This window comes from Microcoleus sp. B9-D4 (assembly GCF_036705105.1).
Lineage (GTDB): Bacteria > Cyanobacteriota > Cyanobacteriia > Cyanobacteriales > Microcoleaceae > Microcoleus.
Genome location: NZ_JAUBTS010000106.1, coordinates 1 through 14148, shown reverse-complemented (window position 1 = coordinate 14148; position 14148 = coordinate 1). Strand labels below are relative to the sequence as shown.

Here is a 14148-nt window from a genome sequence, read left to right as displayed (position 1 = left end):
CAGTTCTTGTTTTATTGACAAGATCTTAGATTCTTCGGATTCCTTTTGTCAAGCATGATTGAGACGCTCTTACCCTGACCTTAAAAGCCTCATAAGTTTCAATTTATCATCAAACCATGAAACACACTCTAATATGCAATGAGTGCATAGCCTTCTTGTCTTTAATTTCTAATTTATGTCGTTCTCCTCCTTTTTTTCTTCTCCCGCTCTCTTTATTTCAGCAATAAGGGTGTTACTGAAACACATTTAGTATGACTTCCACCCTAAACACTTAACCACTGTTATCCAAACTTTACTCAAATAGGAGTTACAAAGATGAAAACCACCAAGATAGCTGCTTCTATTCTTTCCCTATCAGTAATCGTTCCGGGATTAATTGTTTCAAATTCTGTACCGACACAAGCTCAAATTAACCAACCAGTTTGTCCACAAGGTTATACTGACTGGCAGATTCAACAGGGAGTTGAGCTTCGAGGTATTGCTATAAAATTCACAGGCCTTCAAAATAATTGGCGTTACATTCTCAACCCTGCAACTCAACAACAGTTTTCGGAAGAACAGGCTCAGAGGTTAACACCAGGAGATATAGTTTGCATTCCTAGTAACTGGTTGATAACCAAATAAAGAAACCACAGGATAGCCTACTTGCGCTGCACTAGCTTTGCTGACTTTTTCCACATAACATCTATTGCGATCGCACTCCAATCAAAAAACAAAATCATTGGCTAAAAAGTGATCGCCTAACAAAAATCACTCATACCGAAACTCTGACGATTACTCACGCCGGGATGAATATGACTTTGGAATCATTGATTAATGGAGTACCGATGGTGGCAATTCCTGTGGCAAATGACCAGCCGGGAGTGGCTGCGCGGATTGCTTATACGGGTGTGGGTGAAGCGGTTTATTTGAAGGAATTGAGCGTGCCTAAACTCCGATCGACCATTGGGAAAGTCCTAACCCAAGAGTGGTATCAAAAAAGGCTGATCGCCCTCCAAGACACGATCGCGCGATCGGGCACAGTCAAGAAAGCGGCCGATATTATCGAACAGGTTGTATTGACTCGAAAGCCGGTCTTGGCTGAAAAATAGCTGCAGACTGTGGTATTATTTTGTGCTTTAACTGAAACCACAGCCCCTCGACAAACCATAAGTAAAGCAGTAGCCAGGATTTTCAACTGTTTGAGTATCATACTTAAGCAGTCCCTGTTAAGTCATTTTAGAGAAGTTTGAAATTGAGACAGTGTTGCTTGTGGGCGATTGCAATGAAAAACGCAGCCGTCGATACGATCGCGGAATTGCCAGCAATGGTTTCAGCAATTAATAACGTCGAGTGAAACCTCGGCGGTTGCTATAATTCCAAATAATCAAATCAGGATTAAGCGTGTCACCAGCAAACTCTCAACAACAAACCCCTCTATTAGATGCCTTGCGCGATCGCACAAATCATCCGCACGCCCCATTCTACGCCCCCGGACACAAAGGCGGACAAGGAATCTCTCAACCCCTAATTGACTTATTTGGTGCGGCAGTATTTCGATCGGATTTGCCCGAATTGCCGGAGTTAGACAATCTCTTTAACCCAGAAGGTGCAATTGCCGAAGCTCAAGACTTGGCCGCCGAAGCATTTGGAGCCCAATCAACTCGGTTTTTGGCAAACGGTTCTACTTGCGGAATTATCGCCGCCATCTTAGCAACTTGCGGCCCCGGCGATAAAATTATCCTACCTCGAAATATCCACTCATCGGCAATTTCTGGTTTAATTTTATCCGGTGCAATTCCGATTTTTGTCAATCCAGAGTACAACTCGGATTGGGATCTTGCCAACAGCATCACCCCAGAAGCCACAGCCTCCGCATTAGAACAATATCCCGACGCCAAAGCAGTAATGATAGTTTACCCAACCTATCACGGCGTCTGCGGGGATTTGCGGGCGATCGCCCAAATTACCCATCAATACAACATACCGTTATTAGTAGACGAAGCCCACGGCGCGCACTTTAACTTTCATCCAAACTTGCCAGAACCGGCACTATCAGCCGGTGCCGATTTAACAGTACAATCAATCCACAAAACCCTGGGTGCAATGACACAAGCATCGATGCTGCACGTCAAGGGCGATCGCATAGATATCCAAAAATTAAATAAAGCATTGCAGTTAGTACAATCTACCAGTCCGAGTTACATACTATTAGCATCCCTAGACGCCGCCCGCCAACAAATCGCACTCCACGGCAAAGAGTTAATGGGGCAAACTTTACAGCTAGCCGAAAAAGCGCGATCGCGCATCAGTCTAATTCCCGGCTTATCAGTTTTAGAACCGTTAAATACACCGGGCTTTGCAGCATTAGACCGCACCAGGCTAACAGTAAAAGTATCAGATTTAGGAATCACAGGATTTGCCGCCGATGAAATTCTGCACTCTCAACTCGGTGTGACGGCAGAATTACCAATGCCGCAACATCTAACATTTATTATCAGCTTGGGCAATACAGAATCAGATATTGACAATTTAGTTAAAGCTTGTACTCTTTTAGAAGGAAGAAGGAAGAAGGAAGAAGGAAGTTCGGCAACGGATTCTGTAACGGATGTAACGGATGTCAGGAAGAAGGAAGAAGTCCAAAAGAAGAAGTCCGAGAGAAGAAGTCCGATGTCCGATGGAAGATTTGCCCAATCTCCCACTCTCCCAATCTCCCCCTCTCCCCCTCTCCTGTCCCCCCGCGAGGCCTTCTTTTTCCCAGCGGAAACAGTACCTGCAGACAAAGCAGTCGATCGCCTGTGCGCCGAACTCATCTGTCCCTATCCCCCAGGAATACCAGTCTTGATGCCCGGTGAAATCATTACCCCAGCAGCCGTTGACTACCTGCAACAAATCCTTGCCGCCGGCGGAAAAATCACAGGTTGCAGCGATCCCGGCCTCCAAACTCTCAAGGTTGTGCGACAGTAAATATTAAGGCTTCGGGGAAATTGGGAGAATTTCTACTTCTTCCGCGAGTTCCAACTTCGGTCTTGCTTCAATCAAAAATCAAAAATCAAAAATATAACTATGCTTTGGCCCTACGTCACTCCAGGCATCCCGGATGACTTATTTGAACGTTTACCGGGAATTCCCATGAGTAAGCGAGAAGTCCGACTGCTGTTAATCTCCCACCTGCGGCTGCAAGCAGATTCAGTCGTGTGGGACATCGGTGCAGGTACTGGTACGATCGCCGTAGAAACAGGTTTGCTGTGTCCCAAAGGTCGGATTATCGCCGTCGAAAGGGACGAAGAAGTAGCAAGCTTGATTCGCAGAAATTGCGATCGATTCGATCTCGACAACGTAGAAGTCATAGAAGGCAGTGCCCCGGAATGCCTGGAAAACCTGCCCCAACCCCCCCACCGAGTCTGCATCGAAGGAGGTCGCCCCATTAAAGCCATTCTCCAAGAAGTCTGGCGGTACTTGCAACCCCACGGTAGAGTTGTCGCCACAGCATCGAATTTAGAGAATCTTTACGCCCTTTCCGAAGGGTTCGCCGAGTTGCAAGTCCGCAACATTGAGGTAGTCCAGTCCGCCGTCAACCGCTTGGAGACTCGCGGCCTCAGTCAAACCTTTGCCGCCGTCAATCCCATATTTATTCTCAGCGGCGAAAAGCTGGATTAGAAGTTAGTTGACAGTTGACAGTTGACAGTTGACAGTTGACAGTTGACAGTTGACAGTTAACTTTAACCTGGTTCCTCGGCACAGCCTGGGAATACATACCCCATGCCCCATGCCCTATGCCCTATGCCAATTCCTAAATGTAATTCTTAACCTTTTTTACGTTCAATTAACCTTCATACTTAGAATAAGGGCGACCATAGCTGGATTGACCCCCTGAGTTGAGATTTTGGATCATCGCCAGTTGGGTATTGGGCTTGGCTGTGTAAGGGAGGAAACGGTACCCTAACAATCCTTGCATCCTTGCATCCTTGCATCCTTGCATCCTTGCGTCGAATGACACGCCCAAAAACGGATACAAGCCGCCGACAATCGTCGTGGGCTACCAAAAATTTTAGACCCTAGTTCAATCTCCCAGATTCATCTGTGGAGTAAATCTAGAATCTAAAATCTAAAATCTAAAATCTAAAATCGAATTACCCACCGCCGTCTGCAAGAGAAATTCATTTTATGCCTTGGTCTCGTATCCTGAGTGGAATAGTTGCGATCGCCCTTGCTTTGGGAATGATTATTATGGGCGGATGGTACTTCACCGTCGGCTTTGGGGTCATCGTCTACCTAGGGCAATTGGAATATTTTCAATTAGCCAGGGCTAAAGGTATTGCACCCGCTGCCAAAACTACCTTAGCCGTCAGTCAAGGGCTATTAATTACTGCCGCCCTAGCACCGGAACTCGTAGATGCCATGTTCCCCTTAGCGGGAACCTTAATTTGTTTCTACCTGTTATTCCAACCTAAATTATCGACGATCGCCGATATTGCCTCCTCAGTTTTAGGATTGTTCTACGGCGGTTATTTGCCCAGCTATTGGGTACGGCTGCGAGTCGGCCTTGACCCAGCCAATCTTGCTACAACCCAACTTTCGCAGGCAGTAGCAAGCAATTTGCCCGTTAACATTTACTCGCCACCGTCTTGGACAACTTCCAGCCATATATCTTTAGGATTGACTTCGCTGCTGCTGGCTTTCTTCTGCATCTGGGCCGCTGACATTGGGGCTTATTTTGTCGGCAAATTCTTCGGGCGCACTAGCCTATCCCACATCAGTCCTAAAAAAACCGTTGAAGGTGCCGTATTTGGAGTTTGCGGCAGCATCGCCGTGGCAGTCGCTGGTTCTTGGTATTTGCACTGGCCGGGGTGGCAGTATACTGGGGCTGCTTTTGGTCTGTTGATTGGCGTGGCTAGCCTGTTGGGAGATTTAACTGAGTCGATGATGAAGCGAGACGCCGGCGTTAAGGATTCGGGACAGTTAATCCCCGGTCACGGCGGCATTCTCGATCGCACCGACAGTTATGTTTTTACCGCGCCCTTAGTCTACTATTTTGTCACTTTACTCTTGCCCGCGATCGACTCTTTTTTAATTAATCGGTAAGTGGGAATTGGGCATTGGTCATTGGTCATTGGGAATTGGGCATTGGGAATTGGGAATTGGTCATTGGTCATTGGCTATTTATTCCCAGGATCTACCGAGGAACCAGGTTAAAGTCAACTGTCAACTGTCAACTGTCAACTAACTAAGGCAAAACTCTAATTCCTCCCCGACAAACAATCTCCCCCGGACTCAAAATCAACTCTTCTATCTCAACTTCCGGCCCAAAATCAATTTTAAAACTATTGAAATCACTGCTCTTTAGTTCTCCATCCATTTCGATTTCTGGTGATTCAAACATCAATTCGCGACCGCTGGCTATCCGTAAACCAGTCCGCAATACCAAAGCAATTTGCCTACCGCCAGCGCGCAAAATTGTCGCCGAAAGCGTTAACAAACCCGCCTCAATTGCAATCAGCGAATTTTGCAACTTCAGCGACTTTTCCCTATCTGTCAGCGGCAGCATAGGCAGCAAAAATTCGCTCAAAGCATCAGCCAGCAAAGGCGCTTTCAGCGACGCATTCAAATCCGCTTGGCTGAGCCTCAGAACGCCTGTCACGGGAACGGATTCCAGGAGGCGCACGGGTTGGCCTTTGAGAGCTTGACCGAGGTTGATGCGAATGCCGCAGCCCTCTATCGCAACTTCAGTTAGGTGTAGTCCTTTATACACAGCACCGATCGCGGCAGCCGTGACTTTGGGGATCGCACCGCTGAAGATTTGTCGATCGCTCCCCTCAATTTTCACCTTCAACTCGTCCACATCCTGAACTTGTGATCGCAGCCACAACTGCACCGCCGGAGACAGCACCGCGCTCGCGATCCGGCTGCCTTGACTCGGCGAAGGTCTCCCCGGCTCAAGGCCGAGATTAACAGTCCCACCAGAGCCAGCAGCGCCATTTCTATTGTCAAATAGAAGAGAGTCTCGATCGACAGTCATAAACAATTTCATAATTTGACACTCCTCGCCCTGAAGGCACGAGGATTATTAAGACATTTCGATCTTAATATCCCTAGTAATAGGGTTCCCAGGCTGACCACGAAAAGCACATAGGTGTGTAGTCATATCTCAAGAGTGAATGTTTTGGGCGTAGACTTTCCCCCAGTCCGGGGGTAGGTTTTTAAATCTTGTCTGATCTGGTTATTGTACCATATTCATTTGTTGAGATGGATGTGTTTTTTTAGTGGAAAATGGAAAAAGCCGTCCGATCAGGACGGGGTTTTAAACCCAATCTTCTGATAAACCTTAATATTCAAGCACAGAAATTTAACTAGAGCTTGCACATCCAATCTCAAAAACCCGGTTTCTGCACAGATATATCGCCGTCAACCTCTGATTTTCCTTAGAAACCGGGTTGATGAACACAAGTCCGATTAACTCCAAAATCAAGCAGAAATCTGGCATCAGCCACGCCAGAAGCAGAAAAATTCTCACCTTTGTCGCCTTGGGCTCTTTGGGTAGTTCACGAGTTGTGCGATCCCGATGAAAAATTCGCGATCGAGCGTATAAATTTAACCAGCAGTACGGGATTTATGGTAGTGTGGGTTTATGGTCGGGTCAGACCCACACCTTTCAAACCAGCCGCACATCAACGGTGCAAACCTGTGCCTGCCGCGAGTCTTTTCGTCGTAGTTTTTGCACAGCATTCAGGGTAATGCCATAAGGACAATCTGCACCGGGCACAAGGACAATCTGTGCCATGCCGGGCGTCCTGTAATAATTGGTCAGCACTATAATTTATTCCCAATCAGGAATTGAGCATTGCTAGTACGGTTAATCAATTAACCGTGTCGTGTTTCCTCCCCACCGTTCGCTCGTTGGGGATTTCCACACTCCCGTCATGTCTGATGAAAGGCTGCAAAAAATCCTCGCCCAGTGGGGCATTGCCTCTCGCCGTCTTGCAGAACAGATGATTGTAGCTGGACGAGTCCGAGTTAATGGCAATATTGTTCGCTTAGGAGAAAAAGCGAATCCCGATCGCGATCTCATCCAAGTCGATGGAGTCCCGGTGAAACCAACGGATAAACCCGCAAAGGTCTATCTGTTGCTCAACAAACCGGCAGGCGTAGTTTCTACTTGCAGCGATCCAAGATCCCGATCGAAAGTTCTCGACTTGCTGCCACCACAACTGCGCTCCGGTCAAGGCATCCACCCCGTAGGACGCTTAGATGCAGATTCCACCGGCGCCCTCTTGCTCACCAATGATGGTAAGCTGACATTTTGTTTGACCCATCCGCGTCACTCGATCGCCAAAACTTATCAGGTTTGGGTGAGCGGCGATCCCCCGGAACCCATACTACAAAAGTGGCGTCAGGGCATCATCTTGTCCGGCCGAAAAACTTTGCCCGCGAAAGTTAAAGTTATCGATCGCGCGCAAGACCAAACTCTGTTAGAAGTCATGCTATCAGAAGGCAGAAACCGACAGATTCGGCGAACAGCCGAGCTATTGGGATATCCCGTGGTGCGCCTGCACCGCACAGCCATTGGCCCGATTCAATTGCAGCGGCCTGGTTTGCCAATATTGCCACCAGGCTGCTGCCGACCCCTAGAAGATGCGGAAATTATTTATTTATGGAATCTAGTCAACCTAACATCAATAAGCGTGCCAGTAAATTCCCAGGAGCACAGCATATGACAAAGAATTTATTGTTTTTATTCTTCAAAACAACTAAGCAGAAACTGCACTCCCAAGAGCCAGAAACAGCTCAGAAGAAGCTAGCGGAAATTGGAACTCAACTCCGTCAGTACCGCGAACAGCAGTCGATTTGTTTGGACAAAGTAGCCGTGGTAACAATGATTCGGCGGAATCTGCTACAAGCAATCGAGGACGGTCAACTCGACCAACTTCCCGAACCCGTCTACACTCAGGGTTTGATCAAGCGCTACGCTGAAGCAATGGGTTTGGACGGAACTCAGTTTGCCGACTTTTTCCCGATCGAACCGGCGCCGCGATCGAGAACCAAGCTATCCTGGCAAGATGGGCCTCAGTTGCGGCCGATGCACCTCTACCTCTTTTACACCTTTCTAATTATCTGTTCGGTCAATGTCTTATCTCAGTTGATGAGCGGTTCTATTACCGCAAAAAACGGTGCGGGAGTCGAAGAATTAGCGCTTGGGCCGCAAGAACAAGCTCGCGCCGCTGCTGAGGCATCAAGAGCCTCACAAAATCAGAAACCGGATAGTTACGAGGCTGTCGAAGCAGTAAGAACAGGTCAAAGTTTAGATAAATCTGGCAATAAACCAGTAATGGTTAACGTCACTTTTAAAGCAGAATCGTGGATGCAGGTTAAAGTCGATGGTAAAACAGAGTTTGAGGGAACTTTGCCGACCGGGACTGTTCGCACCTGGGGGGCTCAAAAGCAATTGGTAGTGGTAGCAGGTAACGCCGGCGGGGTAATGGTTGCTGTTAATAACGGACAAGCCGAACAACTCGGAGATCCGGGAGTCGCCAAAGAAGTAGTTTTTAAAGCAAACGAACTCAATCCTGCAGCACCGCCCAAAAATGAAGGTTGAGTGTTAATTGGTAATTGTTAATGGCTAATAGGTAATAGCAGGCCCTCCACAGATTTTAATTAGAATGTCCCTCTTTATTGACTCATTACCAATTACCAATTACCCATTCTATCAAACCCGGTTGCATCGGAATATTCAAATCCACCAAACCGTAAACCACGGATGGTGCAACCGGAATTGCTCTAATTCATCTGCGTTAATCTGTGTTGATATGCCCTCATCTGCGGTAAAAAAAAGAGAATGTATTAACCGCACCGGACAAGGGATTGACGCTGATTCACGCAGATAAAGAGTAGAGAGATAGGAAGAATTCCGATGCTAACAGATTTGATATTACCCATTAACAATTACCAATTACCCCTTACCGACGCTCAATGTTTATTAGGAGCGCGCCCGGAGATGTAAGTCATAGTTTTTAGCCGATCGCGCACTTCCCAATTCAAAGCTTCGGGTCGATACCGCCATCCCCAATTTCCCTCTGGTTTCCCCGGAAAATTCATCCGCGCGTCAGTATCTAAACCCAACAAATCTTGAAACGGCACAATTGCCATATTAGCAATAGAAATCCAACCCATGCGGATTAAAGACCAGTGAATTCCTTGGGGATCGATGCAGCCCAAATAACGCATAACCTCATCTCTTTCGTAGTTTTGCAGTTGATTGAACCAGCCGACAGTCGTGTCGTTGTCGTGGGTGCCGGTGTAGACTACGGAGTTGCGATCGTAATTGAAAGGCAAAAAAGGATCGCCCGGACCACCGGCAAAAGCAAACTGCAAAATCTTCATTCCTGGAAACTCGTATCGATCGCGCAAAGCTTCCACTTCTGGAGTAATTACCCCTAAATCTTCAGCGATAATCGGCAAGTTGCCAAACTTCTCGTTAATTAGATCCAATAAAGCTGTGCCCGGCGCTTTAATCCACTCTCCCTCGATCGCAGTTTCTTGTCCGCGCTTCACCGCCCAGTAAGCGTCAAATCCTCGAAAGTGGTCGATCCGAGTCACATCTACATAAGAGAAAATCGCTTCAAAACGCTGCACCCACCACTCAAAATTAGTTGCTTGCAACTTCTCCCAATTGTATACGGGGTTGCCCCACAATTGACCTGTATTGCTGAAGTAATCAGGGGGAACTCCCGCCATTAAAGCTGGTTCTCCGCTGGCTTCATCCAAGCAAAATATTTCTCGATGAGACCATACATCCGCGCTGTCGTGAGCTACATAAATCGGAATATCGCCAATAATTTTAATGTCCCGCATATTAGCATAGCGTTTCAACTCCGTCCACTGGCGAAAAAACTCAAACTGGACGTATTTGTAGTAATAAATCTCAGAATTTAGCTGCTGGCGCCAATTCTCTAGGGACTTTGGTTCTCGACGGGCAATTTCTGGTTCCCAATTGTTCCAGCTAACACCGCCAAAGTGATCTTTTAGTGCCATAAATAAGGCGTAATCTTCCAGCCAATTCTCTTTGCTTTCGCAAAAACCTGAGAATTCTTTTTGCTGGATCGGGGATGCTTTGGCTTTGAAGTTTTCGCAAGCTTTTTTGAGCAAAGGCACTTTCAGGGCGATCGCTCGCTCGAAGTCTACATAATCCAGCGGAAATTCTGGCAAATTAGCGAAGTCTTCATCTCCGAGCAATTGCTGGTCCCGCAGCAGTTCTGGGTTAATTAGCAGCGGATTTCCCGCCATTGCTGAATAGCACGAATAAGGAGAATTGCCGTATCCTGTCGGGCCCAGCGGCAATACCTGCCAGTATTGCTGGTCGCTCTCTACTAAAAAGTCAATAAAGCGATATGCTTCTATTCCCATGTCCCCAATGCCAAATTGACTGGGAAAGGATGTGGGGTGGAGTAGCATGCCGCTGGATCGGGGAAAAAGCATAATCTATCTAAAGATATAGGAATTTAACATTGACAATTTGACCTATCTTCCCTACCAGTTAAACTTCGTAGTTTTTAGGGGGATTGTTAGGGCAAATACTTTTGTGATTGTCTCATATTTTCTGCGATAACGTGCTTACCAAATATTTTTATGGAACTCTACTCATAAATCCTGAGTAGAGTTCAAAACATCAAAATCCGAACTTACACGATCGCCCTACTTTCACAGCTAGGTTTTTTTACTCAGGCTCGTTTGCTGCAACAAAGTATTTTGCTTGAGCGTACCCGGTTTTTGCTTAATTTTTAAATCTAACTTTTCTTTTGTTTTCGCCCCATCTCTCTACAGTCGTAAATTGCCCGCCAACAATCAGCCATCACTTAAGCAGAGCCAATGCACAAATCAGCCGACTGTTTTTGTATCTCAAAAAACAGTCGGCTGTGGAATTACCTGAAAAGAGGCTGAGTTTAAGCTTGCTTGTTCAACATTTTCTGCACTTGTTTGAGAGCTATACTGCCGATGTTGTAAGCAGCCCAGCCGCCCGCCAACAATACGGGCATCAATACTATTAGTATGCGGAAGTCAAATTCCATGAGTTCTCCTCCTAAAGTTTTTTAACAAATTCTCATAATCTATTTGTATCTCATTTTGTCGCCATTCTCTTGACTCTTTAAGCAAATATTCGGGATACGCAGGAGGACATCGCTCCGCAAGAATAGAGAGCGAAAGCGAAACTCCTGGGCGGGATCTCGGCATTCGCTGCACCAATTATCCCACAATCTGTTTGGCAATCCCTTCCACCACCTTAGTTAGAGGGTCGTTAGGGAAGTGCAGCGCAAACACTCCCTTGCTGGCGAGTAGCATCATCTTGTCGCTGTGGGGCAGTACCCCTGCCACTGGGATGTTGTAGATACTCTCTACTTGCTGCTTCAAATCCTCGAAATCCAGGGATTCTGGGGCTTTATTGATCGTCATCAAAATCTTGGGAACTTCTAATTTGCGGGCCACATCTACCGTGACAGCAGTTCCCTGAAAATCTTGCTGATCCGGACGCAGAATCAGCAGCAGGATGTCGGAAATGGTGATGCTGAGGAGGGTTTCTTCGTTGAGACCCGGGTGCGTGTCTATAAATAGGTAGTCTAAGTTCAAAACCTCGATCAGTTCTTGAAAGCCGTCGGTAAGCAGTCCCACGTCGTAGCCTTCCCGCAAAACTCGCGCTATCTCCCCTGCTTTAATGCTCGAAGGAATCAGGTAGAGGTTGCCGTTACTGGCTAATGGTGGCAGCAGCGAACTCACATTGTAGGCCGTATCCGCGATCGGACACCGGCCCCACAGGTAATCGTTCAGGCAGCGATCCATATTGCTCTCGCTGAAACCGAACAACACGTGAATCCCTGGTGATTGAATGTCTGTGTCCACAATGGCGACCCGATTTCCGCCGCGAGCGATAATAGATGCCAGGTTTGCTGTCGTGTTCGATTTGCCAGTTCCGCCCCGGTAAGAGTGGACAGAGATGATTTTGGACATGATCTGCGTATGAGCGTAAGAAACGGCGAGAATTAATTATGATGCAATTCTCGATGCAGTCGAGTTGCCTGTCATTCTTCCTTTGCCCCCAAATCCTCCTTGTCAGTTAAACTATCACTTTTTTCATCTTTTATCCTCTTTTCTGCGCCCCTGCGCTGTCGCATCTGTTTGGCTTTGGTTTGCAAATCGCTGAACTCGTCATCAGGTTTAGTTTCGGCTGAACTAGCACCAGAACGGGTATCTATCGTGACACCCGTTTGAGAGCCACTTTCCGATTCAGTCAGGGCGGCGCGCTGCTTCTGCTGTTTGGCTTTTTCCTGCAACTGAGCTAGGTAGTCGTCTGTCTGACTTTCGGCCTTGGGAAGCTCTGGGGTACTTGCAGTTATTTCTTGGGGCTCGGAAGGTACTTTTTCAGAGGTTTCTTGTTTGCTAATTCTCAGTTTATCTTTCTTTTTCTGCAATTCTTTAAAAAAATCAGATTCTGTGATTTCTGCGACTTGCTGTTCTTTTTTGGCTTGGTCTATTTCGATTTTGAAGACTTGTTTTACTCGATCGCTAATTGCTTTCCCGTATCCGGCTTTATTAAATCTCTCTGCTGATACAATGCTACCGCCAGTTAAGATTAATGCTAAGGCTGGCGCTGCCACAGGCACCCACCCTCCTAAGAGAAAAATCCCAAAGCCGATCGCGCAGCACCCGGACAGCATTGCTCCGAATGTCACTGTCAACTTCGCTGGGTGAGCCATCCGCGATGCCAAGGTTCCTCCGACAATTGACCATCCAGAAATCCACAGGATTTCTGCCCATTCCGGCCAAAACCACAACATCGGTCTGTTGTCTAAAACAGCACTCAGAATTTGGCTGACTACTTGTGCGTGTACCACGATCCCCGGCATGAATTGGTTTTTTTGCTGTCGCCCACTATAAGGAGTATAAAATAAATCTTTAACGGTTTCTGTGGTATAACCGATGAGAACTATTTTATCTTTAACTAAATTCGGGTCTACTTTCCCTTCTAAAACATCGGTAATTCTGACTTGGTTTGCGACTTGCTGCTTGGAACGATAGTTAATTAATATTTGATATCCCCTGACATCGGCATTTTTGTATCCTCCGTCATTGCTTGCTAGTTGTTTTAATTGGGTTTTTCCCAGCCATAAAGATTGATCGGGTGCAAGTTGGGGATAGATTTTTTGCCCTTGCAGGTAGCGGAGTGCTAGCTGGAGGTTGAAGGAATATAAAACTTGAGAATTGTCATTGCAAAGATGTTTTTGGGCCGAGGAGTTGCCCTCAATTTTCGGCGGTTTCATAAATAATAAAGCCCTGCGGAGTATGCCACCGGGATCGACTCCGAAATCTGCAAATCCCACCCGGTTTTGTGGCAGCCCCGGCGCAGGCGGAGAACCGGGATTGTCCGGGCTTCCGTCGGTGACTAAACATACCCCGATCGTTCGATCGCTTTTTTGTAAAAATTTAGTCAATTCCTCGCGCCCGTCTCCTAAAGGTACGTCTCGCAGTACATCTAAACCGATGACTGCCGGCTGCATTTTTTCCAGTTTTTGTAAGATTTCAGCTATTTTGCGATCGGATATTGGCCACTGATTCAGTTTCTGAATGTCTGCTTCGGTAATCCCCACAACTAGCAAACGCGAGTCTGGCTGTTCATCGGGACGCCACCTCACCATTTGGTCGTAAGCACTTAATTCTACTGGTTCGAGTATTCCTAGCTGTCTGGCCCCCATCAAGGATAATGTTACTGCCGCGCTGGCAATTAATACAGACTTAGCCAATGCTAGTGATGGTTTATACCTTTGACTCACTTGAGCCACTACCGATCGAATTTTGTTAGATATTTTACTCATCTGTCTTCCCCCTTGGAGACTCCCACTGTAGCTGTACCCAGGTCAGTGGCGAGAGGAAAAGGGGGGCAAGGTTTATGCTGCATACGAGTAACCATCTTTTCTGTGAATAACTGAACAATACTTGTGGCTAATCCCTGACACTAATTCGCTCGGCGGAAATATTGAATGAGCCACTGGTTCTTACGGCAACACGTCCAACGTATGTACCAATTTTTTTACCAGAGGTTACAATCGCTTTGACAATATCTCCCGTTTGAAACCCTTTAACAAACTTAAACCGGGGAACATAGCGAGATGTCAAGCCAAATTT

At 46.8% G+C, this 14148-nt stretch carries 13 protein-coding genes and 1 pseudogene; 7 read left to right on the top strand and 7 right to left on the bottom strand.

Annotation, left to right across the window (positions count from 1 at the left end; all coding sequences use genetic code 11):
* Nucleotides 1-315: 315 nt before the first annotated feature.
* From QUB24_RS31855 to QUB24_RS31835, 5 genes are all read left to right on the top strand, one after another.
* A complete protein-coding gene (locus QUB24_RS31855) occupies nucleotides 316-624 on the top strand; it encodes a hypothetical protein (RefSeq protein WP_333157545.1) in 309 nt (102 codons plus the stop codon).
* 59 nt (nucleotides 625-683) lie between these two features.
* Nucleotides 684-1091, top strand: coding sequence for a glycosyltransferase (locus QUB24_RS31850; RefSeq protein ID WP_333157547.1), 408 nt, complete (start codon nucleotides 684-686; stop codon nucleotides 1089-1091).
* 292 nt (nucleotides 1092-1383) lie between these two features.
* A complete protein-coding gene (locus QUB24_RS31845) occupies nucleotides 1384-2946 on the top strand; it encodes an aminotransferase class I/II-fold pyridoxal phosphate-dependent enzyme (RefSeq protein ID WP_333157544.1) in 1563 nt (520 codons plus the stop codon).
* A gap of 99 nt (nucleotides 2947-3045) precedes the next feature.
* Nucleotides 3046-3639 carry a precorrin-6Y C5,15-methyltransferase subunit CbiT gene (gene cbiT / locus QUB24_RS31840; RefSeq protein WP_333105613.1) on the top strand — a complete coding sequence of 198 codons (594 nt, stop codon included), beginning with the start codon at nucleotides 3046-3048 and terminating at the stop codon, nucleotides 3637-3639.
* Between the two features lie 507 nt (nucleotides 3640-4146).
* Nucleotides 4147-5064, top strand: coding sequence for a phosphatidate cytidylyltransferase (locus QUB24_RS31835; RefSeq protein ID WP_333157543.1), 918 nt, complete (start codon nucleotides 4147-4149; stop codon nucleotides 5062-5064).
* A 142-nt stretch (nucleotides 5065-5206) separates the two neighbouring features.
* Here the strand turns inward: QUB24_RS31835 and QUB24_RS31830 are convergent, their stop codons facing one another.
* Together QUB24_RS31830 and QUB24_RS31825 are read right to left on the bottom strand one after the other, a co-directional pair.
* Nucleotides 5207-6010, bottom strand: a complete 804-nt coding sequence (locus tag QUB24_RS31830; protein ID WP_333157542.1) for a DUF2993 domain-containing protein — start codon at nucleotides 6008-6010, stop codon at nucleotides 5207-5209.
* Between the two features lie 621 nt (nucleotides 6011-6631).
* Nucleotides 6632-6760 (bottom strand): hypothetical protein, encoded by a 129-nt coding sequence (locus tag QUB24_RS31825; protein WP_333157541.1) that lies wholly within the window; start codon nucleotides 6758-6760, stop codon nucleotides 6632-6634.
* 139 nt (nucleotides 6761-6899) lie between these two features.
* On the opposite strand from QUB24_RS31825, the gene QUB24_RS31820 reads away from it, so the two are divergent.
* Nucleotides 6900-7694: a pseudouridine synthase gene (locus tag QUB24_RS31820; protein ID WP_333157546.1), complete on the top strand. Its 795-nt coding sequence runs from the start codon at nucleotides 6900-6902 to the stop codon at nucleotides 7692-7694.
* Entirely contained in the window at nucleotides 7691-8572 is an 882-nt protein-coding gene (locus tag QUB24_RS31815) for a RodZ domain-containing protein (protein WP_333157540.1), read from the top strand. Before QUB24_RS31820 ends, QUB24_RS31815 begins: the two co-directional genes overlap by 4 nt.
* A 371-nt stretch (nucleotides 8573-8943) precedes the next feature.
* On the opposite strand, the gene malQ is transcribed toward QUB24_RS31815, so the two are convergent.
* The 5 genes and pseudogenes from malQ to QUB24_RS31790 all read right to left on the bottom strand — a co-directional run.
* Nucleotides 8944-10452: a 4-alpha-glucanotransferase gene (gene malQ, locus QUB24_RS31810; RefSeq protein ID WP_333157539.1), complete on the bottom strand. Its 1509-nt coding sequence runs from the start codon at nucleotides 10450-10452 to the stop codon at nucleotides 8944-8946.
* A 464-nt stretch (nucleotides 10453-10916) separates the two neighbouring features.
* Nucleotides 10917-11042, bottom strand: a complete 126-nt coding sequence (locus QUB24_RS31805; protein WP_333157538.1) for a photosystem II protein Y — start codon at nucleotides 11040-11042, stop codon at nucleotides 10917-10919.
* Between the two features lie 175 nt (nucleotides 11043-11217).
* Entirely contained in the window at nucleotides 11218-11976 is a 759-nt protein-coding gene (locus QUB24_RS31800; protein ID WP_333157537.1) for a MinD/ParA family protein, read from the bottom strand.
* A gap of 71 nt (nucleotides 11977-12047) precedes the next feature.
* A complete protein-coding gene (locus tag QUB24_RS31795) occupies nucleotides 12048-13838 on the bottom strand; it encodes a CHASE2 domain-containing protein (protein ID WP_333157536.1) in 1791 nt (596 codons plus the stop codon).
* Between the two features lie 72 nt (nucleotides 13839-13910).
* Nucleotides 13911-14148, bottom strand: a pseudogene (locus tag QUB24_RS31790) (RNA-guided endonuclease IscB); the annotation flags it as partial.

What these genes read in the sequence shown, in the direction of transcription:
- malQ (WP_333157539.1), bottom strand. Translation starts at nt 10,452, where the DNA reads ATGCTTTTTCCCCGATCCAGCGGCATGCTACTCCACCCCACATCCTTT.
- QUB24_RS31825 (WP_333157541.1), bottom strand. Translation starts at nt 6,760, where the DNA reads ATGGCACAGATTGTCCTTGTGCCCGGTGCAGATTGTCCTTATGGCATT.
- QUB24_RS31820 (WP_333157546.1), top strand. Translation starts at nt 6,900, where the DNA reads ATGTCTGATGAAAGGCTGCAAAAAATCCTCGCCCAGTGGGGCATTGCC.
- QUB24_RS31835 (WP_333157543.1), top strand. Translation starts at nt 4,147, where the DNA reads ATGCCTTGGTCTCGTATCCTGAGTGGAATAGTTGCGATCGCCCTTGCT.
- QUB24_RS31855 (WP_333157545.1), top strand. Translation starts at nt 316, where the DNA reads ATGAAAACCACCAAGATAGCTGCTTCTATTCTTTCCCTATCAGTAATC.
- QUB24_RS31795 (WP_333157536.1), bottom strand. Translation starts at nt 13,838, where the DNA reads ATGAGTAAAATATCTAACAAAATTCGATCGGTAGTGGCTCAAGTGAGT.
- QUB24_RS31815 (WP_333157540.1), top strand. Translation starts at nt 7,691, where the DNA reads ATGACAAAGAATTTATTGTTTTTATTCTTCAAAACAACTAAGCAGAAA.
- QUB24_RS31805 (WP_333157538.1), bottom strand. Translation starts at nt 11,042, where the DNA reads ATGGAATTTGACTTCCGCATACTAATAGTATTGATGCCCGTATTGTTG.
- QUB24_RS31800 (WP_333157537.1), bottom strand. Translation starts at nt 11,976, where the DNA reads ATGTCCAAAATCATCTCTGTCCACTCTTACCGGGGCGGAACTGGCAAA.
- cbiT (WP_333105613.1), top strand. Translation starts at nt 3,046, where the DNA reads ATGCTTTGGCCCTACGTCACTCCAGGCATCCCGGATGACTTATTTGAA.
- QUB24_RS31830 (WP_333157542.1), bottom strand. Translation starts at nt 6,010, where the DNA reads ATGAAATTGTTTATGACTGTCGATCGAGACTCTCTTCTATTTGACAAT.